Raw genomic sequence first — 22,249 nt, forward strand, 5'->3', positions numbered from 1 at the left:
AATTTGTGGGGTAAAACAAAATGAAATGTCCACACAAAGTCAAATAGATTATAACAGAATTGCTACTGCGATAGAATATATCAAGAGCAATTTCAGGCTTCAGCCAAGTTTGGATGAAGTGGCGGAGAAAATTCACCTGAGTCCGGCTCATTTCCAAAAGATATTTACGGATTGGGCAGGAACAAGTCCTAAAAAGTTTTTGCAGTTCATTAGCCTTGAACATGCTAAAAATCTTTTAAAGGAAGAAAAAGCGAGTTTATTTGATGCTGCTTATGAGACAGGACTTTCCAGCACAAGCAGATTGCACGATCTGTTTGTGAAAATTGAAGGGATGTCTCCTGCAGAATATAAAAACGGCGGAAAAAGCCTTAGCATCAATTACAGTTTTTCCGAAAGTCCTTTTGGAAAAGTAATTGCAGCTTCTACAGAGAAAGGAATCTGCTATATGGCTTTCGAAGAAGATAAAGAAACAGCATTGGGAGATTTAAAACAAAAATTTCCTAATGCTTCTTTTTTTGAAAAACAGGATGATCTTCAGAAAAACGCCTTATCCATTTTTAATAAAGACTGGACTGAACTCAATACGATCAAGTTACATTTGAAAGGGACAGATTTTCAGCTTAAAGTCTGGGAAAGCCTGCTAACGATCCCCAAAGGAAAATTATCTACTTACGGTACTTTAGCGGATAAAATCGGAAATCCCGGTGCTTCCAGAGCAGTTGGAACTGCCATCGGAAGTAATCCTGTTGCATTCCTGATTCCTTGTCACCGCGTGATCCAATCTTCCGGACACATCGGTGGGTACCGATGGGGTAGTGATAGAAAACAGCTTATTATAGGTTGGGAAAGCTCACAGCTTTACGGAATCAATGGGAATGGGCTTTAGCCCATTTAAAAAAAATAAATCAATTGACTTTAGTCAAACGTATATTCTTAGCCGCCTTAAAGGCTTAAAACGACTTCAACTTAAAATGTAATCGAAAATGATGAGCTTATTTGAAGAAATATCAGATTATCCGCTTAATATACTTCCTCATGACGGAACCGTTCATTATTATGGAAAGGTTTTTTCTAAAGAGCAATCGGATTTTTATTACGATTATCTGTTTAATCGGATTCCATGGGAAAATGATGAAGCAGTGATCTTTGGAAAACTTATTCTAACCAAAAGAAAAGTGGCATGGTTCGGAGAAGAAAAATTTGAATATACCTATTCCAACCGTACCAAACACGCAAAACCATGGACTCCCGAATTATTGGAGTTGAAACAAAGGTGTGAGGAAATTTCAGGAGAAACTTATAACTCCTGTCTTTTGAATTTATATCACGACGGAAGTGAAGGAATGGCTTATCATAGTGACGGAGAAAAAGATCTGAAAAAGAATGGAGCCATTGCTTCCTTAACTTTTGGCGCGGAAAGAAAGTTTTTATTCAAACATAAACAAACAAAGGAAAAAGTGGAGATCTTTCTCGAAAATGGAAGTTTATTGGTGATGAAGGGAACTACGCAAGATCATTGGCTTCACAGACTTCCACCAACAACTAAAGTAAAAACCCCAAGAGTAAATCTTACATTTAGAACCATTGAAGAGGAACATCAATAGTTTTTAGTTGAGCATTCCAATTTGTTTCTGTTTTTCTTGTATTGTAAGATTATATGTATCAGTATTTCTCTGTTTATTATAGAATTGAAATTTAAATCATATAGTGGTGATATTAAAAATATTATATTTGAAGGAGCGGTATCCGAAAAGCTTATAGAGTAGGAGAAGTCAAAAAATATTATATGAAAAATTTTAAAAAAATTTCAAGAGAAAAATTAAAATCCGTTAAGGGAGGTGGTTTTATCAACGATTGTAAAGGAAAAGAAGAGGGAGCTTTTTGTGATTGGATTAGCGCATCTGGATATGGAACAGGTACTTGTGATGGATCAGGTAATATTTCAGGATGTATCCCAGATTAATTTTTAGTGCCTATGAAATAATAAACTGTATAGGTATATAAAAAATAAATGGTGACTGCATTTAAAGTCACCATTACTATTTTAATCTGAATTGAGGATAAGGAAATAAATTTCTTATTTCAAAATATCAGCTTCTATCGAACTGTCATTAAATATCTTGATCAATGCTTTCGTATAATCTGCTTTCGTGGCAAAATTCGGGTTTTCTAAGAATTTCTGTGGATTGATCGCGAAAAGCGGGAACCATGTACTGCTGATTTGTATCTGGATTTTATGTCCCTTTTTAAAGGTATGAACTACATCCTGTAATCTGAAGTTCACTGCCGTTTTCTGATTGGGAACCAAGGCTTCCGCTTTTTCTCTCGAGTTTCTGAATCTTGCAGGCATGATCTCACTTCTTACCATTTGATGATAATTACCGTAAATAACACCGTCTTTCTTTTGTACCGGTTTGAAATCTTCCGGGTATACGTCAATAAGCTTTACCGCAAAGTCTGCATCTGTGGAAGTGGAAGCAATATTCAGTTTGGCCATGATTTCACCGGCGAAAGTAATGTCTTCTGTTAAAACATCTGTCGTGAAAGTCAGAACATCCGGTCTTCCTACGGCAAATCTTTGATCTTCCGACATATAATTTTTAGGAGTGAAGCCGTTGAAATCTTTTAAATGATCTGAGCTTACCACGGGGTTGTTCGGATCACTGTAATATTCTGAATATCCCTGATCTGCAGAATTTTTCAACGTCGCATTAGATAAGTAAAAGTTAATTTTCTGTGCCTTTTTAGGCGGATATACTGCAAATTCTTTCCATTCTTTGGCTCCGGTGTCATACATAAGAGCTTCCGGAAGCCCGGCATCCTGCTTTGTATTTCCCTTCAGGTAGTGGTTGAAGAAACGGGTTTCAACATTTTTTTGATAATAAGTGGCAATGCTGTCTCCAAAATAAATTTCACTGTGGAAGTGCTTTCCCTGCTCATGCGCCCAGGCTCCGTGTGAGAAAGGTCCCATTACAATCGTATTCTTTGCTTTTGGGCTTGTTTTTTCAATCGTTTTATAAATATTTAAAGGTCCGGATAAATCTTCAGCATCAAACCATCCTCCGACAGTCATTACCGCATGATTCACGTTTTTCAGATGAGGTAAAAGGTTCCGTTTTTGCCAGTAATCATCATAATTAGGATGATTCATAATTTCAGTCATGAAAAAATTATCCTTGTAATATTTTTCATAAGCATCTTTTAATGTTCCTAATTCTCTGTAGAATTTCAATCCGTCTTCTGACGTTGTTTTGATCATAGAATCGGTGTACCATGCTTTGTTCTCTGCTTTCGTTTTCTGTACTCCGAAAACAGGGAATGTTCTGAAATATCCCAACATGAATCTTCCGTTATGAAGAAAATCGTCATTCCAGAAATCTGAAATAGGAGCTTGTGGAGAAGAAGCCACTAGAGCCGGATGCTGCGCTAAAATCCCTGCAGCCGTATAAAACCCGGGATAAGAAGTTCCGTACTGACCGACTTTTCCATTATTGTTTTTAATGTTTTTCAATAGCCATTCAATCGTATCATAAGTATCTGTACTTTCATCAACATTGGCTTTACCTTTACGCTCCACTTGCGGAGTCATATTGGTAAATGTGCCTTCACTCATATACCTGCCTCTTACATCCTGGAAAACAAAAATATACTTATCTTTCATCAGGTACGCATTCGGGCCCAGCTTTGTTCTGTATTCATTTTCACCATAAGGCGCAATGCTGTAGCAGGTTCTCTGCATTAAAAAAGGATATTTGTTCTTATTCGATATATCTTTTGGAATATATACCGCTGTAAAAAGTTTTACTCCATCACGCATTGGGATATAAACTTCCTGTTTGATGAAATTGTCTTTTACAAAGTTGTCTTGTTGCTGATTGTTTTGAGAATAGCCTGCAATGAAAAAGAAAATAGACAGAATGAGTATACGGATCTTCATAAATTTAATTTGTAGCTAATTTAACAATAAAATATTTTTTGAACGATGCTGAAATAAAAATGACCGGAAATTCCGGTCATACTAAATTATATAGTAATTATTTTGTTTACATTTTCTTGCCTGCAAACTTATTAAGCTTCATAGTCAGAGAGAACATGATGTAACGTTTCAGAATCAAATCTTCACGGTCTTCAAAATAAGAATTGGATATTGTTCTTCGTACGCTTTGGTTTTGGTTAAGAACGTCATAAACTTTCACTTTCGCAGTCAGTTGTTTAGTGAAAAAAGAATACCCTAAGCTTGTATTCCAGAAGTAGAAATCTCTTTTGAAACCGGGAGCAATGTTTGAGCTTGTATTGTATTCAAAATCATTTCCGAAAACCAGGTTGCTTTTAAACAAATAATTGGTTATCTGTAATTTCAGTGCCTGATTGGTGGTCTCAACCTTTTCAATGCTGTAGTTTGTATAGCTTGAGGTATTGTAGCCGATACTGTACGACGGTTTTATCGTTACCTTGTCTTTGATTTCATACGTAAGATTCAATCCCGGACTTATCGTATAGGTATTGCTGATGTATTGCTGCCCGTTGATAAATCCTTTGTTATAATTATAATTCATATTGAACCTCGGATTAACGGTGAATTTATTGGTCTCCTTCCATTTGAACGTTTTACTGAAACCTCCTCCGAAGTTCAAAAACTTATTTCCGCTCACGTTGTTGTAGGTGACAAACTGTTTTCCGGAATCATCATAATAAGAGTAATTGGCAACATCATTATTTTGATAGGTAAAGTTTAAATTTAGGTAATAATTGATGTTTTTTACCATATTGTAATTGTTGAAATACAAATAAGTGCTGTTTGACCACCTGTTTTTCAACTCAGGATTTCCCTGAAATGCAACCAATGGATTCGATAAATCCGTATAAGGTGTAAGCTGCTCTGCTGAAGGAATCGAGTAGTTTGCATTATGGTATAAGCTCAATCTTTTTCGGTCTGAAAACTGATACTGAATACTCACATTATAATTGGGAAGTACAAAATTTTTCTGCAAATCATACTGTTGACCATTATAAACAGAATTCACTTTCATATCTGAAATATCAAAATTTGCCGAAGCCCACATATTAATTTTCTTTTTGTTGAGCTCGAAAGTTAATTCCGGGGTAATCTCATTCACTTTCTGATTCATGCTGTTGGAAAGAATCATATTGTAGTTAGAGTATTCTCCCGTAATGTCATTAAAATCATTAACGTCCCTCGTATTATTATTAAACCTTGATTCATAATTTAAACTCAGACTTACACTGGCAGAATCGGAAATAGGTTCAGCATATCCCACACTGAAACGGTAATTATTGTTTTGATTCTTGCTTTTTGATAATTGATTCCGGATATCGTCGGGATCTGTACTTTGATAAAAAATGGTTTGAGACTTGTTGATATTATTCCTTTTCGACTCGGAAATGGTGGAGCTCATATTGGCATGTAAGGATCTCCTTTTTTTGTTGAATCTTTTAGAAAAATAAATATTAGGTGTAAATGAATTGTTTTCGGAATCGCTGCTTGTATAGGAATCACTTTCATTAAGAAGAATATCATCTTTCAACGTAGATGATTTCGAATTATTAAAAGTAAAGCCTTTCGTTTTTGAAAAAGAAGGTGAAAAATAAATTTCGGTCAGAGAATCCAGCTTTACTCTCACAGAAGTATCGAAGCTGTATTGTTTAGATTCATTCTCCCCATTATTTTCAGAGTTTGTTTTAAGAGTGAAATCAGGAAGCAAGGTTGTTCTCGAAACTTTTGATCTTGTTTCCATTTTATTGTCTGAATGCATCAAACTAAACGTGTCTAAACTGGTGTCTTTTCCTATCTTATCACTATAATTAAGACCAATGGTTGTAGACCTTTGAATCCCTTTGGTGTTACCACCACCCTGAGTGTAATAGGTGTTTCCACCGCTTGTGACCACACTTCCGCCTTGCATCATCCAGGAATTTCGGCCATTTCCCATGCTATCGAAAACCTCGTCATTGGAAAACCCCTGAGAATTGATATTATTGGAAGAAGCCAGTAAGCTTATTTTAGTATCCTTTTTAAAATAACTTAAAAGCAAGCTGCTTTCATAGCGTTTATCGGAACCATAACCAAGGGTAAGTCTGGAAATCAGTCCTTTGTTTTTCTTTTCGTCTATATTGAAATTGATAGTAGTGTTGTTCGATTTGGCAGTCTTTCCGCTAAGCTCTTCCTCTTTGGTTTTGGTGGTTGTAAACTGGATATTTTTAATAATATCCGCAGGAAGATTCTGCAATGCAATTTTACCGTCTTTATCGAAGAAAGGCTTTCCGTTGATCATGATCTGGTCCACCTCTTTTCCGTTAACGGTAATTTTTCCTTCGTTACTGATCTCTACTCCCGGAATTTGCTTCAAGAGCTCTTCAATTTTACTGTCGGGGCGCACTTTAATAGCAGATGCATTAAACTCAATGGTGTCTTTTTTAATTTTTACGGGAGAAGCTGTAATTTTTACTTCGTCAATATGGGTAACCGTATTTTTCTCAAGTTCGATATCGCCTAATGAGAAGGACTGGTCAATTTTGTTATAGCTTTTAGAGAAAGACAGGAGCTTTTCAGCATCAATTCTTAAAATGGACGGTTCGTTCAATTCATCTGTTTTCAGGGAGAACCTTCCTTCTTTATTGGTTGCGGTGTAGTTGATGATGGAAGAATCTTTTTCTTTTAAAAGATAGACCGTTGCATTTTCGATAGGTATTTTGTCAAAATCAGCAACTTTTCCCTCGATATTTAATTTTTGAGCGTTTAGAATTGCTACATTGATTATAAGAATCAATATCAGAAGAATCTTCTTCACTTTCATAGGTTATTAGGTCTGTAAAGCCGCAAATATATAAAAAAACATCCCTGCTTAGGGATGTATTTTTAAAATATCTTGAAAAAAGCTTAAGCTCTCAAATATCTTGAGTACGCATAACCTTCCTGTCCGTCTTCCGTTTTTACTTTCCACCAGTCGTCAGAAGTCTGCTCGATTAAGGTTACTGAAGAACCTTTTGCAGCTTTACCAACCACAGCGGCTTCAGTAGAAGGCTCCTGTCTGATATTCAGGTTAGAATCTTCCGTAGCAACGGTAAGAGCTGCTCCCGAAGAAAGACCTGCAACCTGTACGTCAATATTGATGTCAGAAGCTGAATAGGTAGAGTCAATAGCTCCTAAAGCATTCCATACTGCATCTTTAGAAGCCGTACTGGAAGCATTTCCTGTAATATAAAGGATGCCATCTTGTTCCTGAACCTGAAGATTTGAAATTCCGGCAGTCTGAGCTGCAGAAACAACGCTTGAATATTTATCTTGTAATGTGCTCATTTCTAATTAATTATTTTACAGTGTAGTTATAATTTACCTTTCCAACTTTCAAAGCATCAACAGATTCTTTGATTTTTCTTGCCTGTTGTGGAGAAACAGTTCCGGTAAGCGTTAATTCCCCGTTTACCACTTCTACTTTTACAGACGGGAAATCTTTCACCGCATCCTGAACTTTTTGCTGAACAGCAGGATCTACAGCCGTAGTAGTTTCTACTGGAGCAACCGGAGCCGGAGCAGCAATTGTCGACATATCCATTACGTCTTTCACCCCATTAATAGCTTTTAACTGAGCAATCATAGCATCTTTAGAAGCCTGATCTGCAAAAGTTCCGCTTAAGTGAGCAACACCATCTTTTACTTCAACAGAAGCATTAGGGTTAGAAGTTACCACAGTTGTAGCCTGAGTTTGAAGATCCGCATCAGAAACTTTCTTTTTACAAGAAATCGACCCAAATGACACAGCTACAGCCAATGCAGCCATTGCGATAGTTTTTTTCATAGTTGTATGTTTATTTAAATGTTTTAATACAATCAAATGTAATAATAAAATTTATACCAAATGGATAAAAAATAGATAAATGTTTCTTAAATTTTTTACAATATTTTCAGAATCAGGCTATTAATTTTAATGCATCAAAAATGTAACATAAAATTAATCTCAACGAAGAAAATCTACAGCTCCAATGAAAAACATTATATTTGTGCCACTTGAACTATTTATATGAAAGGACAAAATAAACTATTTATAGCAATTATTATTGCTCTTATCCTGGGTGTTGGAATTGGTGGGCTTGTACACACCCAATATCCGGAAAGCGCAGAACCATTTTCTAAGAACATAAAACTTCTGGGAACCATTTTCATCAGATTGGTCCAGATGATTATTGCTCCATTGGTATTTACCACTCTGGTGGTGGGAATTGCCAAAATGAGTGATATTAAAATGATAGGAAGAGTAGGAACAAAAGCTATGCTATGGTTTATTTCAGCCTCTTTGATTTCCCTTTTTATCGGGTTGATCTTTGTAAACTGGCTTGAACCCGGACATGTAACCAAATTACCGATTCAAGATGCTGCTTCAGCTGAAGAACTTTTGAAGAGCAGTAAAGGTTTTTCACTGGAAGATTTCGTAAAACATGTGATTCCTAAAAGTATATTTGAAGCTTTCGCGACCAATGAAGTATTGCAGATCGTAGTTTTCTCCATTATGTTTGGAATTGCATTGGCTAATTTGGGTGACGAATATTCTCAGCCCGTAATTAAATTGCTTGATGTAATAGCGCATGGAATCCTGAAAATGGTAGGCTATATCATGTGGTTTGCCCCGCTTGGAGTATTGGGTGCTATTGCAGCTGTAGTAGCCACCAACGGATTTGAAATATTTAAGGTATATGCAGTTTATCTCAGGGATTTCTTCTTTGCGTTAGGAATTCTTTGGCTGGTCCTGTTATTAGTAGGTTATCTTATTTTAGGAAACCGTCTTTTCGAATTATTGAGAAGAATTAAAGAACCATTGTTGATTGCTTTCTCAACCACAAGTTCGGAAGCTGTTTTCCCGAAACTGGTGGAAGAACTGGAACGATTCGGATGCAATAACAGGGTAGTGTCTTTTATTTTACCGTTGGGATATTCATTCAACTTGGACGGAAGTATGATGTATATGACGTTTGCTTCTATTTTTATCGCTCAGATCTATGGCATTGAAATGAGTATAGGACAGCAAATCACTATGCTTTTGGTTCTGATGCTGACTTCAAAAGGAATTGCAGGAGTTCCGAGGGCTTCTTTGGTTATTATTGTAGCTACCTGCTCCATGTTCGGGATTCCACCGGAAGGAATTGCTTTGATTTTGCCGATCGATCACTTTTGTGATATGGGAAGAAGTATGACCAATGTGTTAGGAAATGCTTTGGCTACTTCTGCTGTTTCCAAATGGGAAGGTGAACTTGAAAACCATGGAGGGAAAATGTAATTCGTATGAATTTACAAGCTCATAAAAATCATATTCTCGAAAACGGATTTACCACAATCAATTCCATCTTTTCAGATAAAGAACTTGAAAAGATAGATGAGGTTTTAAAAAATATTGATACTTCAAACGAGAATTTCAGAAAATCTGAAGATTTATTTGCGATAAGACAGTTTTTAAAGGAGCTTCCGGAGATAAAGGATTTACTATTTAATGACAACATAAAAGCTATTATCAATGAAATTTTCGGGGAGAAATATGTCGCTGTAAAAAGTATTTATTTTGACAAACCCGAAAAATCAAACTGGTATGTTGCTTATCATCAGGATTTGACTATTTCTGTTGATAAAAAGATGGATCTTACAGGTTTTGGTCCCTGGACGACTAAGCAGAATCAATTTGCTGTTCAGCCCCCTCTGAATATATTGGAAAATATCTATACGATCAGGATTCATTTAGATGATACGGATGAAAATAATGGAGCTTTAAAGGTAGTGCCAAAATCCCATTCCAAAGGAATTTACAGAGCCGAAACCATTGACTGGAATGTAGAAACCGAAGAAATTTGTAACGTAGAAAAAGGAGGTGTGATGATTATGAAGCCTCTTATTCTTCATGGTTCAAACCGAACAACCAATGGAAAAAAAAGAAGAGTGATTCATATCGAGTTTTCTGATATGGAGCTTCCGGAAGAATTGCAATGGTCTGAGAAAAATTGAATTGAAGAAATAAGATATGCTGAAGGAAATCGAAGCATCTACAAAATACAAAACCTCCGATAATTCCGGAGGTTTTGTATTTTTTATCATTAAGAATTATTTCAAAGAAATCTCATCAATAAAGATATAGGAATCTCCACCTGCTCCCTGATGCCATTCCGGAAGCTTTCCAAAGAAATAGGCTTTTACTTTTATATATCTGGCTTCGGTAGGAAGAATTTCCGTTGCAAAATCTTTGATCTGAACTTTATCATCTTTTGGATCTATGGTATTGTCCAACGTTTTTAGAAGAATATAATCCTTACCATTCATAGAAGCATAATATTCCACTTTTTTAGGCATTAAAATCCATGCTCTGCTGTCCTGAAGATAAGTAGAAGATAGTTTGGTGATTTCCTGAGGCGACTGCATATCAATGATCGCTTCTAAATTCTGTCCCTGATACCCCTGCCATTCTCCTTTTCTCCAGTTCTCGCTTCCGTTAATTCCATCGATAAGAGCCAACTTACCTCCTGCAGTATATTGAGGATTTACACTGGAATTTATTGTGATCTCCCAATGATTGGGCCTTCTGTAGAAATTGGCAACGGTAACAGAGCTTTTTTCCCCTTTTCTTTCAGCATAAGCGGAAACCTGGGTGGTTTTGTAAATGTTGAAAGGTTCCTTATAGACCTTGAAAGTCTTTCTTACATTTGCATCACCTTCATCCAAGGTCATATAGTAGATCTTATCACCCGGATTCAGAGGAGTGATCTCAACTTTGCTAGAGAAATCAAAGAGCCTGTCTGCTGCGATTACAGGAGAAGCTGTCAATTCAGAATATTTGAAATCTTTTGCTGGCTTTACGTTTTCAAAGCCCAATTTTTTAAGCTCAGCTTTGCTGGTGTTTTTGGTGATAATTCTAGTGGTTCCGTCTTCTAAGTGAAGCTTTATTTCATCAAAATAAGGCGTTACGGTTTCCCATTCCGGTTTTCCCGGAGTTACGGAATAGATTCCCATTGTGCTCAGAACATACCATGCGCTCATCTGTCCGCAATCTTCATTTCCGATCAGTCCGTCCGGTGCATTTTTATAGAAGTTATCGAGAATATATTTGATTTTCTCTTCTGTTTTTTGAGGCTTATCGACAAAATTGTATAAATAAGCAATGTGATGACTTGGTTCATTTCCCTGGGCATATTGGCCCATTAATCCGGTAATATCTGCCTGTTCTCTGCCTACTGTTTGTTCGGGTGCTGAAAAAATAGCATCAATGAACTGTTCAAATTTTTCTTTACCGCCATGCGCTTCAATTAATCCTGGAACATCCTGTTGTACAGAATAGGAATAATGCCATGAATTCCCTTCCGTATAGTTGTTGTTCACTTCTCTCGGTTCAAAAGGCTCATACCAGTTTCCGTTTTTTCTTGGCTGCATAAAGCCGTTTTTCGGATTGTAAAGATTTTTCCAGCTTTGAGATCGCTTCATAAAATATTGGTAATCTTCTTTTTTGCCTAAAATTTTAGCCATCTGAGCGATACACCAATCATCATAAGCGTATTCCACCGTTTTGGAAACACTTTCATGCTCATCATCAATACTGATGTAATTGTTCTGTTTATAAGCATTGAGCCCGAAAATATCCAGCATGGCAGAATTTTTGGCAGCCTGAAATGCTTTTTCATAATCGAATCCCGTGATTCCCTTTGCCATCGCATCGGCAATTACAGAAACTGAATGATAACCGATCATACATTCGGTTTCATTAGAAGCTAGCTCCCAAACCGGAAGCTTTCCACCTTGTTCATATTGCTTGATAAATGTGTTGATGAAGTCGGCAGTTCTTTTTCTGTCGATTAAAGTCATCAAAGGATGTGCTCCCCTGAAAGTATCCCAAAGGGAAAAAACAGAGTAGTAGCCAAAATCATTGGCAGTATAAAGTTTATGATCCCTGCCTCTGTATTTTCCATCCACATCCATATTGATATTCGGTTGGGTGAAAACATGGTACAGAGCAGTATAGAAAATCGTTAATTTATCCTTATCATTAGATGTTACCTCAATTTTTGAAAGCTCTTTATCCCATGCATTCGCAGCCTGTACTTTTACGGATTCAAAGTCATTGGATGTACCTTCGGCCAGCATATTTTTAGCGGCACCTTCATATGTAGTAGGTGAAATTGCCACTTTTACATGGATCTTTTCTCCTTTTTTGACAGGAGTTGAAAAAGCCAGAGCCAATTTGGTTCCTGTAAAAAAATTGTTTTCCTGCTTTCCATTAATATCTTTTTTTGAAATTTTCATTGGTTTGGAAAACTCGATTCTTGCATAGATGTACTGATTGGTTGCCCAAGCTTCACTTCTTCTGAAAACTTCAATGGTTTTATCATTAATTATTCTTACTTCACCTTCAAGCAGTTTATCTCTGTGATTTAAATCCAGTATTATATTGGCGTTTCCTGCGTTGTTGAAGGTGTATTCGTGATACCCCACTCGTGTCGTTGTAGTCAGGCGAACATCAATATTATTTTTATCTAATTTCACTGAATAGAATCCCGCTGAAGCCTTTTCATTCTTATGCGAAAATTTTGAAGAATATTCTTTGTTATTAAGGCTTGGATTTCCCATTGTTGGCATCAGCATAATATCTCCATAGTCGGAAACACCTGTTCCGTTAAGATGCGTATGGGAAAATCCGTAGATGACAGAGTCAGAATAATGATAACCGCTGCAGCCGTCCCAACTGCTGTCAATTCTTGTATCGGGAGATAGCTGTACCATCCCAAAAGGAACAATAGCACCCGGAAATGTATGGCCGTGACCTCCTGTTCCAATAAACGGATTAACGTATTGGGAATAGTTTTGAGCGGAAATGATTTGGGTAATGAATAAAGAAAATAAGATTAACCTTTTTTTCATGGAAAAATTTTTGACAGCGAATATATTGAAAAAATAAGCAAGTAATCATGAGAAATTAAACAGATGGTAAGATTATACTTCTCCTTCAAAAAAATCATTTAAATAATCTTGCCTGCTGCTTTCTTCCCGATCGGTCCCCAAGAATTTTTTCCAGGTTTTTGATTCATAATAAACGATTCCCATTTCCCAGACACAATACGTAGGAAGGTGGATTTTATTTTTGTCCCAAACTTCAAATGTTCCGGAACCATCATAATATACACTTTCCCAAAGCTCATTTTCATTTCTCCAGGTGCAGACTAAAAGCAGGTAATTTTCCCCACATCTGTGCATAATGACAAATCCCAGGTCGTCTCTATTTTGAAAACTTTCTGCAGCATTTTCTATACAGGTTTTAGCACTGTCAATATCCTCTTGGACAATATTTTCAAGATCTTTTGCCAGATGATACCATTTGAATCTGGTTTTCCCGACTGTAAAAATCCCCTTGGGAGAAGCGTATTTGGATGGATAAGCGGTGGAATTCATGTTGTTGCTTTTAATGAAGTCAAAGTAATTACAAGGAAATAAATATAAAAAATTATAACGATGCGATTTATCACCTGATGTTATAGATTTTATTGATTCTAAATTGTCGAAAAAATCCGTAAATTTGTAAACATTTATTTTAGTTTATGTTGACGAAAGAAAAGGTTCAGAATTTCCTTAAAGAGATAGAAGTTGATGATTTAGTGAATAATCTTCAGATTATGGGTGATGAGGTGTATATTGATATGACGGCACATTCACCGGCCATGCACGAAAAGAAAAAGCTGGAAGCTGCGATGAAGCAGGCTTTTGCCAGTGAGTTTGGGGAAAATGTTCATTTAAAACTTAAAATTGTTTCTCCGGAGCCTAGTGAAATTCAGCAAAGCCAGATCAAAGGAAAGCAAATCCCGGGAATTCAGAATATTATTGCCATAGCTTCCGGAAAAGGAGGCGTTGGGAAATCTACGGTAGCTGCCAATATGGCGGTTACTTTAGCTAAAATGGGCTTTAAAGTGGGATTATTAGATGCGGATATTTATGGCCCGTCTGTTCCTACGATGTTTGATACAGAAGGTCAGAAGCCGATTTCAGTAGAGGTGGGTGGTAAGAACTTAATGAAACCTATTGAAAATTATGGAGTAAAAATGCTTTCAATCGGATATTTCTCTGGCGCTAATCAGGCGGTGGTTTGGAGAGGTCCGATGGCTTCAAAAGCATTGAACCAGATGATCAGAGATGCAGCATGGGGTGAATTGGATTTCTTACTGATAGATCTTCCTCCGGGAACAGGAGATATTCATTTATCCATCATTCAGGAAGTTCCTGTAACGGGGGCTGTAATCGTGAGTACTCCTCAACACGTAGCTTTGGCAGACGTAAGAAAAGGGATTGCCATGTTCCAGATGGAAAGTATTAACATTCCGGTTCTTGGTTTAATCGAAAATATGGCGTATTTTACACCGGAAGAATTACCGGACAATAAATATTATATTTTTGGCAACCAGGGAGCGCAATATTTAGCGGAAGATCTTGGAATTCCTGTATTGGGAGAAATTCCGTTGATCCAAAGCATCAGAGAAGCAGGAGATGTAGGAAGACCGGCTGCTTTACAGGAAGGCTCTAAAATTGCAGAAATCTATACGGAAACTGCAAGAAATATGGTAGAAAGCCTTGTAGAGAGAAATAAAAATCTTCCTCCGACAGAAGCGGTAAAAATTACAACAATGGCGGGATGTTCGCCGAAGGCTAAAAAATAATCATTCAATAAGATTTGAAAAAACCGAATTGAACAGAACAATATGGAAACAAACATAACACACGAAGATACAGTAACAAGAGTAATGGAAGCTCTGGATAGCATCCGCCCGTTCTTGAATAAGGATGGTGGAGATATTGAGCTTATCGATGTGAAGGATAATCAGGTTTTTGTAAAGCTGTTAGGAAACTGTTCCGGATGCTCACTGAATTTTTCAACCCTGAAATTAGGCGTTGAAAATACCATTAAGCAACACGCTCCGGAAATTGAAAAGGTAATAAGCGTAGAGTAAAAAATAATTACAGATATTTTTTTAAGACAGGTTTTTAGGCCTGTCTTTTTTTATTTTGAAGTAGAATAGTAGGGTTTCGGGCGGCAAGCGAAGCTTGCCGCCCGAAACTTTTTACAATAACAAAAAGCCCCGGAAAATCCGAGGCTTTATCAACTGAATAAAAACTATATATTACTTTACAATGACCCTTTTGGTATGACCCTCAGAAGTTTTGACAAGATAAACACCCGTAGAGAGGTTAAAAGTATCTATCGTTAAAGCATTTTTCTCTTTTCTGATCAACTTGCCGGATAGATCATACAATTCGTAATCCTGTGCTCTGTTGAAATATAAAGTATTTCCTTTGGTAACCGGATTCGGGAAAATATTGAATGTGGCTTTTTCCATTTTGATGTTACCTGTTCCTAAAGTAGGAGCAGCTATTTCGTATATGGATAATGTTCCGCTGATTTCATTGGCGATCAATACATATCCTTTTCCTGTGGTGGTATTTTCAGAAGCGATATAAATGATTCCTTCCGGTCCGTTATCGCCTCCGTACGCTGATGTTGAGCGTGAATGCTTGTAATCCGTAAATGTCGGGTTCTGAGGGTCAGTGATATTATAAACCATTACACCACCCGTTCTTTCTAAAGTGACGAATGCATAGGTTTGTCCGTTGATGGTTCCTAAAGCTACTCCTTCCGGTTCCGGGCCTTTGGCACGGCTTCTGTTTTTAGCTCCGTTAGCTTCATTATCGGCATTGAAAATTAAAGGGAGACTGTTCGCAATATATCTTTCAAATTGGTCACCACTGTCATAAACGATTTGTTGGGTGTCTGCATTAAAAATTGAGAAAGAGCGTGCTCCTAAAGCGTGAATTTCTTCATACTCATTATCTCCATCCGTATTTCCGTTCACACTGGTAACCCTGAATCTTCCTAAATTATGAGAGGCTTTCAAAACAGAAGAATTAGGGAAAACAGCTGCATCTAAAGTATATCCTGCCGCCCCCACAGTAGTTCTTTCACTGAAACCGGATAAGTCTTTTTCATCTCCTTCATTAGCGGCTACAATATAATTGGTATTTCCTACCTTGTAATTCTGCACTGCATCCGGCATATAATATGATTTTACAGGCCAATTGGCAATTACAATTTCTCCATTGGTATCGGAAGCGTCAAAGCCGTTTCCTGGCAGATTCATATCTTTTTTGCCTAATCCCCATATTCCTGTTATGGTCTTAGTGACAAGATTCACCTCTGCAATGGCATTGTTCTCCTGAAGAGTAACCCATGCTTTCTGGCTGTCAGAGCTTACCGTCACATATTCAGGTTCTAAATCCTGAGAAAGGGTATTCGCTGCTCTTACTTTTCTTAACCCTGTTGCCGTTAAAGTTGCCAGCTGAGAATCAAAGTTGTTGAAATTAAGAGTGGTAACATTACTTTGCGTAAGATTATTGATTCCTCCTGAAATATCAATAATACTGATGGTACCTTCCGGATCTACCGTGTAAGCATCATTAGGTTCCCCTTCATTAGCGGTAATGACTTTGGTTCCATCCGGTGTGAAAGTGATCATATCCGGTAAAGCACCTACGGTAACTTGTTTAAGGAAAGTTCCATTGGTGTCGAAGAAAACCACAGAGCCATTTTGCTGAGGATTGGCGTTTGGAGAAGAAACGGCTACGATTCCGTTTTTTACGGCAATACTTGTAATTCCCCCGTAAGGAGCCATATTCACGGTCTGAATAACCGAAGGGATATTTGGATTACTGAAATTAATAATGTCAAATACATCCGTTAAGGAGCTGATGGTAAATAATTTTTGACTTGCAGGATCATGAACTACAATTTCCGTAGAACTGTTATTGCTTCCTGAAGGATCAAAGCTTCCGACGTAATTTAATTGTATCTGATGAGACGGAACAGGCGCGGGTTTATCATTATCAACAATATAAACAGTGGCAGAATTATCTCCTGAAATGGTGGCGCCGGTCGGATTTTCAAGGCTTACCACAAAATATTCTGCATGCTGCTCCTCTAAAGTATCATCTGTGATGGGAATGTTTACAGTATAGCTTGTTGTTGAGGGGGTGATAGCAATGGTTTGATTGGCTAATGTAAAATCATTACTGCCTGCTGTGCTGTAAGGAGCCGGTTTTACTACTAAATTCACCGATGAAGTTGCCGGATTGTTTACATTGATTTTGAAGTTTAAGCTTCCTGCATTTTCGTCCACCTTCACAAAATTTTTCTCTAAGGAAATGGACGTTCCGGCTGTAGTGAATGTACTTGAAGTTGAAGCGGTAATCGCATTATCGCTCAGATCTTCCACCATATTAGGTTTTAAAGCCAGATAATAAGCCTGGTTAGGTACTAAACCGCCGGTTGGGATTACCGTGATTTTGTTGTTGCTGAAGAGGGTGGTAAATGGAACTTGGGAACCTGAGGAGCTTCCCAAACGGAAGTCAATAAGATTTTGTGCATTAGAATCGTTGATCGCAGAATTATCTGTTAACCTTACATCTTCATTAAATGAGATGGTAGGATTTACAGCAATTGACGCATTATTGGTGTTATTTGAGGGAATATAGGTTACAGATGGCGGAGTAGTATCAACAGAGCCTGTAGCTGTTGCGTCTACCGTGAAATTATCAAAACGGTTGTTTCCTACCGTTCCGCCTGCACCAACAGAAAATTCGACCTTTAATTTGAAATTCGGGTTGTTGGCAACTCCTGAAACAGATGAAAAATCAAGTGTGACCAGTTGAGGATTGGCATCTAGTGGAGTTACAGTCTGATATTGAGTAAAAGTTGTCCCGTCTGTAGAATAAGACCATGTTTGAGTTCCAGCACCGGAGCCGGATCTTCTTGTTGTAAATTTCACTACCACATTATTATATCCTGTCGTGGGAAGAGAAAATTGTAAAGCTCCGCCAATGGGATTATTGAAGCGTAAATGAGTACCCGGTACATCACCATTTCTGGCGTTTAAATTTTCGATGCTGAAATTTTGGCCGGTTCCTCCAGCCGGATCAATTACACTGGTTCCTCCTGCAATGGGGGTCAATGATGAGCCACTGACTAAAGATGAGGTTGGCGTTGTAATGGATGCTTCTGAAGCATTGTTATTAAAATTCCAGTAATGGATAAGAGATTGTCCGAAAAGGCTGCTTTGAATAAAGAATGCTGCAGCTACAGACGTTTTTAACAAGTAGTTGTTAATCATGTTTACTAATTAATTTATGCAAAAATGAACTTTCTACCTGGTAAATATTTTAAGCGAATTTTAATAAATGTTTAATAAATGTACCTTGATGTGCATTAATGAGATTTGATTGCTTTTTTAGGATCGATTTTTTTAAATTTTTGCTGCTTAAATTTTCCCATAACGCTTTTTTCAGACTGATACTTCTGGGTGTAAAGAAATCCTGAAATGGCAGTTATAATAATTAATATAAAAGCAACCCATACAATTCTTTTGAGCATTTCTTTCATATGGCTAAGTTTTTAATGTCCTGAATTTCTAGAATGGAAGTTGGATATCCTTTCTGTACAGCATGAATCATTGCCCTTCCAACCTGATGTAGTGTTAATGACTGTGAGGGCAGTAAAATGGGAAAGAACCAGATGAAAGGCTTGAAAAACCACTTGACACGGATCTGTCCGTCAACAGGCTTCATAAATCCCGGGCGAAAATTATAAACGGCTTTAAAACCAAGTCTTTTCAGATCATTTTCTGTTTTTCCTTTCACCCGCGCCCACATAAGTTTTCCGCTTTCGCTTCCGTCTGTATGTTTTCCGGAAACATAATTGAAAACCATTTCCGGATTCTGCTTTAGAACTGCTTTTGCAAAATGCAGAGTCGTGTCATACGTAATTTTGGTATATTCTTCTTCACTCATTCCTACACTGCTGATTCCTGCACAGAAAAAGCAGGCGTCATATCCTTTTAAAACACTGTCGTCCAAGTTATTTTTCAGGAAATCCGTCACAATATACTCTTTTAATTTAGCATGTTTTTTTCCTGACGGTTTCCTGCTTACAGATAAAACCTCCGAAACGGAAGGGTTTTCCAGGCATTCTATGAGAACGCCTTCACCAACCATTCCGGTGGCTCCGGTAAGAATCACTTTTATTGGATGTAAGCTCATTTTTTTAACATTATTAATCTTTATGACGATTGGTGGTTTAAATTTACTTTAAAAAAAATAAAATCAGTTACATTTTGTAACTGATTTTAAATATTTATTAGATTTTTTCATTTATTTCTTATGTTGTAAATGACTGTAGATGTTATGAATAAGGCCATCGGCAACCGATATTTTAGGAACAAAAATCCTGCTGATATCCGCCCATGTCATCACATTATTGAAAATTTTCAGAGCGTATACCAATACATCGGCTCTGTCTTCCCTCAGATTATACCGGGTCATTCTTTCTTCTACAGTTAGCTCATTAAACTCTTTATATACCTTTTTGAGATGAGACAGTGACATGGGTTTGCCATCTTTAGTTTTGCTCATGGAAAAAACTTTGTTGATGTTTCCTCCGGAACCAATGGCAACAATAGGTTTTTTGCTGGTAATATTTTTCTGAATTTCTACTTTCATTTCCTTCCAGTTATCAAGAGTCACCAGATTATTTAATAAGCGTATTGTTCCTATATTGAACGATTTTTCATATTTCATTTTACCGTTTTCATAGAAAGTAAGCTCGGTAGAACCACCGCCAACGTCAATATAAAGATAGGAGAATTCTTTATCCAGGCCTTCTGCAACGTGGTTTTCAAAAACCAAGGTAGCTTCTTCATCTCCTGAAATGATCTCAATGTCAATTCCGGAAGTTTCCTTTACTTCCTTTATGATTTCCTGTCCATTGGCTGCATCCCGCATCGCACTGGTAGCACACGCCCTGTAATGATCAACTTTGTACACTTTCATCAGGTCACTGAATATTTTCATAGAGTCAACCACCATTTTTTCTCTTTCTTCTCCGATTTTTCCCAATGTGAAAACATCCATTCCCAATCTTAAAGGTATCCTCAAAAGATTCAGTTTAATGAATTCGGGCTTTTTATTATTAATTTTTACTTCATTGATTAAAAGTCGGGCGGCGTTGCTTCCTATGTCTATAGCGGCAATCTTCATTTTGTACTCGTTTTAGCTTTTAAATATTTATATGTTTCAATCTGGGAACGGCATTCGTGTTTGTCGTTTCTTACATATTCATTGCTCAATTTCTTATCCAGTATTCTTGCTTTCACATTATCTCTTAGCTGAATATCGAGGATATCCTTCAATTCTTTTTTCAGTTCTTTATTTGTGATTTTTGCAGCGGCTTCAATCCTGTAATCGAGATTTCTGGTCATCCAGTCTGCTGAGGAAATATATATGTCTTCTGCACCTTTATTATAGAAATACATTACTCTTGCGTGCTCCAGATACTCATCTACAATACTTACTCCTTTTATTTTTTCCTTGAAATCTTTCTGGTTTACGGCACAATAAATTCCTCTTACGATCATCCTGATTGTTACTCCGGCTTTTGCAGCATCATACAATTTTATAATTAATGTACGGTCACTTAAGGAGTTGGCCTTAATGATCATTTCTGCTTTTCTTCCGGCCCTGGCTTCTTCAATTTCCTTATCAATATGGTGAACAATTTTTTCACGCATAAATTGCGGGCATATCAACAGACTTTTGCAGGTCTTCAAAACGGGCAAAATATCCTCTTTTGGTTTTTTCAGGACATTGAAAACTTTGTTGATATCTGCCATAATGCCACGATCCGCCGTCATAAGAAGATGATCGCCATAAATTCTGGCAGTTTTTTCATTAAAGTTTCCGGTGCTTACAAAACCATACTGAATTGTTTTATTATGCGATCTTTTTTTAATGACGCAAAGCTTAGCATGAACTTTTTTGTTTGGAATCCCCACCAGAACAGTAATTCCCTCAGGCTCCAGCATATCTTTCCATTCCAGATTGGATTCCTCATCGAATCTGGCCTGAAGTTCAAGCATTACAGTTACTTCCTTACCGTTTCTGGCGGCATAAATCAATGCGTTGATGATTTTTGAGCTGCTTGCTAAACGATAAGCGGTGATCTGGATGGATTTTACATCGGGATCCATGGCCGCTTCACGAAGTAAATCGATCACGGGATTATATTTATGATAAGGGAAAGTAAGAAGTACATCATTTTTCAGAATCACATCCGTTACCCTTTCGCCATGTTCAAAAGCAGGGTGTGTGAAAGAAGTTCTTTCTACAGGTCTTTCATATTTTTCAAAAACATCAGGAAAATCCATGAAATGTTTGAAATTATGAATTTTACCACCCGGAATAATACTGTCTTTTTTGGTTAAATTTAATTTACGGATCAGCATTTCCAGCAATGCCTTGTCCATATCTTTATCAAATACAAATCGGGTAGGTTTCCCTTTTCTTCGGTTTTTAAGCCCTTTTTCTATTTTTTCCGCGAAATTGGTTCTGATATCGTTATCAATATCCAATTCAGCATCTTTAGTCACTTTAAATGCGTTGGCGGCAAATTCATCATATCCGAAATAAGAGAAAATATGCGGAAGATTAAAGGTAATAACGTCTTCCAGCAACATTACGTTCTTTTCTTCAGGATCTTCTGTAGGTAAAAGAAGAAATCTTCCTACAAAACGTGACGGGATTTCAATAATGGCATAATTACTCTGATATTGCCAGTCTTTTTTTCTCATGGCAACTCCAAGATAAAGGCTTTTATCTCTTAAATAGGGCATCGGAGTGTTGTCATGAAGCAAAATAGGAATGACATTGGATTCTACTACTTCATCAAAGTAATTCCTTACGAATTCCTTTTGTTTGGCTGTCAGATTCTTGGAATTCTTTATATACACCTTATGATCTGCCATTTCAGCCTGGATTTTTTTCCAGGTTTTATCAAAGTTTTGCTGTTGCTTAATAACAATGTCATTAATTCTCTGTAATATTTTAGAAGGAGGCTGATAAAAGGATTCAGCAATTACTTTTTCCTTAAAATCCATTGCCCGCTTTAATCCGGCTACACGCACTCTAAAAAATTCATCCAGATTATTAGAGAAGATCCCAAGAAAACGGATTCTTAAATGCAAAGGAACGTTCTCATCCATTGCTTCCTGTAATACTCTTTCATTGAAGGCTAACCACGTAATATCCCTTGGGTTAAAATGTAATGACATATTTGTGTTAAAATTTATCAAAAATAAGAATTAATCATATTGGTAGATGTAATTTAAGGTTAAACTTTAA

Annotated in this window: 18 protein-coding genes; 7 read left to right on the forward strand and 11 right to left on the reverse strand. The window is 37.1% G+C overall.

Annotated features, from left to right (window positions below; all coding sequences use genetic code 11):
- Positions 1-25: 25 nt before the first annotated feature.
- The 3 genes from BCF58_RS03020 (at position 26) to BCF58_RS17330 (ending at position 1,963) form a co-directional block, all read left to right on the forward strand.
- Entirely contained in the window at positions 26-886 is an 861-nt protein-coding gene (locus tag BCF58_RS03020; protein ID WP_121460306.1) for a bifunctional helix-turn-helix domain-containing protein/methylated-DNA--[protein]-cysteine S-methyltransferase, read from the forward strand.
- A 100-nt stretch (positions 887-986) separates the two neighbouring features.
- A complete protein-coding gene (locus BCF58_RS03025) occupies positions 987-1,604 on the forward strand; it encodes an alpha-ketoglutarate-dependent dioxygenase AlkB family protein (protein ID WP_121460307.1) in 618 nt (205 codons plus the stop codon).
- A gap of 182 nt (positions 1,605-1,786) precedes the next feature.
- Entirely contained in the window at positions 1,787-1,963 is a 177-nt protein-coding gene (locus tag BCF58_RS17330; protein ID WP_170148964.1) for a bacteriocin-like protein, read from the forward strand.
- Between the two features lie 114 nt (positions 1,964-2,077).
- Here BCF58_RS17330 and BCF58_RS03030 read toward each other — a convergent pair whose 3' ends face one another.
- From BCF58_RS03030 to BCF58_RS03045, 4 genes are all read right to left on the reverse strand, one after another.
- Positions 2,078-3,937 carry a CocE/NonD family hydrolase gene (locus BCF58_RS03030; RefSeq protein WP_121460308.1) on the reverse strand — a complete coding sequence of 620 codons (1,860 nt, stop codon included), beginning with the start codon at positions 3,935-3,937 and terminating at the stop codon, positions 2,078-2,080.
- 106 nt (positions 3,938-4,043) lie between these two features.
- Positions 4,044-6,815, reverse strand: a complete 2,772-nt coding sequence (locus BCF58_RS03035; RefSeq protein WP_228434716.1) for an outer membrane beta-barrel protein — start codon at positions 6,813-6,815, stop codon at positions 4,044-4,046.
- Between the two features lie 83 nt (positions 6,816-6,898).
- Positions 6,899-7,318, reverse strand: a complete 420-nt coding sequence (locus BCF58_RS03040; protein WP_121460309.1) for an SH3 domain-containing protein — start codon at positions 7,316-7,318, stop codon at positions 6,899-6,901.
- 10 nt (positions 7,319-7,328) lie between these two features.
- Positions 7,329-7,817 carry a BON domain-containing protein gene (locus tag BCF58_RS03045; RefSeq protein WP_121460310.1) on the reverse strand — a complete coding sequence of 163 codons (489 nt, stop codon included), beginning with the start codon at positions 7,815-7,817 and terminating at the stop codon, positions 7,329-7,331.
- A 222-nt stretch (positions 7,818-8,039) separates the two neighbouring features.
- Between BCF58_RS03045 and BCF58_RS03050 the strand changes: the two genes are divergently transcribed.
- Both BCF58_RS03050 and BCF58_RS03055 read left to right on the forward strand, forming a co-directional pair.
- Complete coding sequence (locus BCF58_RS03050; RefSeq protein ID WP_121460311.1) at positions 8,040-9,290, forward strand: dicarboxylate/amino acid:cation symporter; 1,251 nt, start codon at positions 8,040-8,042, stop codon at positions 9,288-9,290.
- Positions 9,291-9,295: 5 nt separating this feature from the next.
- Positions 9,296-10,006: a phytanoyl-CoA dioxygenase family protein gene (locus tag BCF58_RS03055; protein ID WP_121460312.1), complete on the forward strand. Its 711-nt coding sequence runs from the start codon at positions 9,296-9,298 to the stop codon at positions 10,004-10,006.
- A 96-nt stretch (positions 10,007-10,102) separates the two neighbouring features.
- Here the strand turns inward: BCF58_RS03055 and BCF58_RS03060 are convergent, their stop codons facing one another.
- Both BCF58_RS03060 and BCF58_RS03065 read right to left on the reverse strand, forming a co-directional pair.
- On the reverse strand, positions 10,103-12,904 hold the full coding sequence (locus BCF58_RS03060; RefSeq protein WP_121460313.1) for a GH92 family glycosyl hydrolase: 2,802 nt from the start codon (positions 12,902-12,904) through the stop codon (positions 10,103-10,105).
- A 72-nt stretch (positions 12,905-12,976) separates the two neighbouring features.
- Complete coding sequence (locus BCF58_RS03065) at positions 12,977-13,432, reverse strand: hypothetical protein (protein WP_121460314.1); 456 nt, start codon at positions 13,430-13,432, stop codon at positions 12,977-12,979.
- 146 nt (positions 13,433-13,578) lie between these two features.
- On the opposite strand from BCF58_RS03065, the gene BCF58_RS03070 reads away from it, so the two are divergent.
- Together BCF58_RS03070 and BCF58_RS03075 are read left to right on the forward strand one after the other, a co-directional pair.
- A complete protein-coding gene (locus tag BCF58_RS03070) occupies positions 13,579-14,688 on the forward strand; it encodes an Mrp/NBP35 family ATP-binding protein (protein WP_121460315.1) in 1,110 nt (369 codons plus the stop codon).
- Between the two features lie 42 nt (positions 14,689-14,730).
- On the forward strand, positions 14,731-14,979 hold the full coding sequence (locus BCF58_RS03075; protein ID WP_121460316.1) for a NifU family protein: 249 nt from the start codon (positions 14,731-14,733) through the stop codon (positions 14,977-14,979).
- Positions 14,980-15,150: 171 nt separating this feature from the next.
- Here BCF58_RS03075 and BCF58_RS03080 read toward each other — a convergent pair whose 3' ends face one another.
- The 5 genes from BCF58_RS03080 to ppk1 all read right to left on the reverse strand — a co-directional run bounded on the left by BCF58_RS03080 (position 15,151) and on the right by ppk1 (position 22,179).
- On the reverse strand, positions 15,151-18,189 hold the full coding sequence (locus BCF58_RS03080) for a choice-of-anchor I family protein (RefSeq protein WP_121460317.1): 3,039 nt from the start codon (positions 18,187-18,189) through the stop codon (positions 15,151-15,153).
- Between the two features lie 95 nt (positions 18,190-18,284).
- On the reverse strand, positions 18,285-18,458 hold the full coding sequence (locus BCF58_RS17335; protein ID WP_170148965.1) for a hypothetical protein: 174 nt from the start codon (positions 18,456-18,458) through the stop codon (positions 18,285-18,287).
- Positions 18,455-19,114: an NAD-dependent epimerase/dehydratase family protein gene (locus tag BCF58_RS03085; protein WP_121460318.1), complete on the reverse strand. Its 660-nt coding sequence runs from the start codon at positions 19,112-19,114 to the stop codon at positions 18,455-18,457. Before BCF58_RS03085 ends, BCF58_RS17335 begins: the two co-directional genes overlap by 4 nt.
- Before the next feature lie 111 nt (positions 19,115-19,225).
- The gene (locus BCF58_RS03090) at positions 19,226-20,110 is read right to left on the reverse strand and encodes a Ppx/GppA phosphatase family protein (RefSeq protein WP_121460319.1); all 885 of its coding nucleotides are present in this window, start codon (positions 20,108-20,110) and stop codon (positions 19,226-19,228) included.
- Positions 20,107-22,179: a polyphosphate kinase 1 gene (gene ppk1, locus BCF58_RS03095; RefSeq protein ID WP_121460320.1), complete on the reverse strand. Its 2,073-nt coding sequence runs from the start codon at positions 22,177-22,179 to the stop codon at positions 20,107-20,109. The genes BCF58_RS03090 and ppk1 overlap by 4 nt, the downstream gene beginning before the upstream one ends.
- Positions 22,180-22,249: the final 70 nt, after the last annotated feature.

Origin of the sequence: Chryseobacterium defluvii (assembly GCF_003634775.1) — a bacterium.
Lineage (GTDB): Bacteria > Bacteroidota > Bacteroidia > Flavobacteriales > Weeksellaceae > Chryseobacterium > Chryseobacterium defluvii.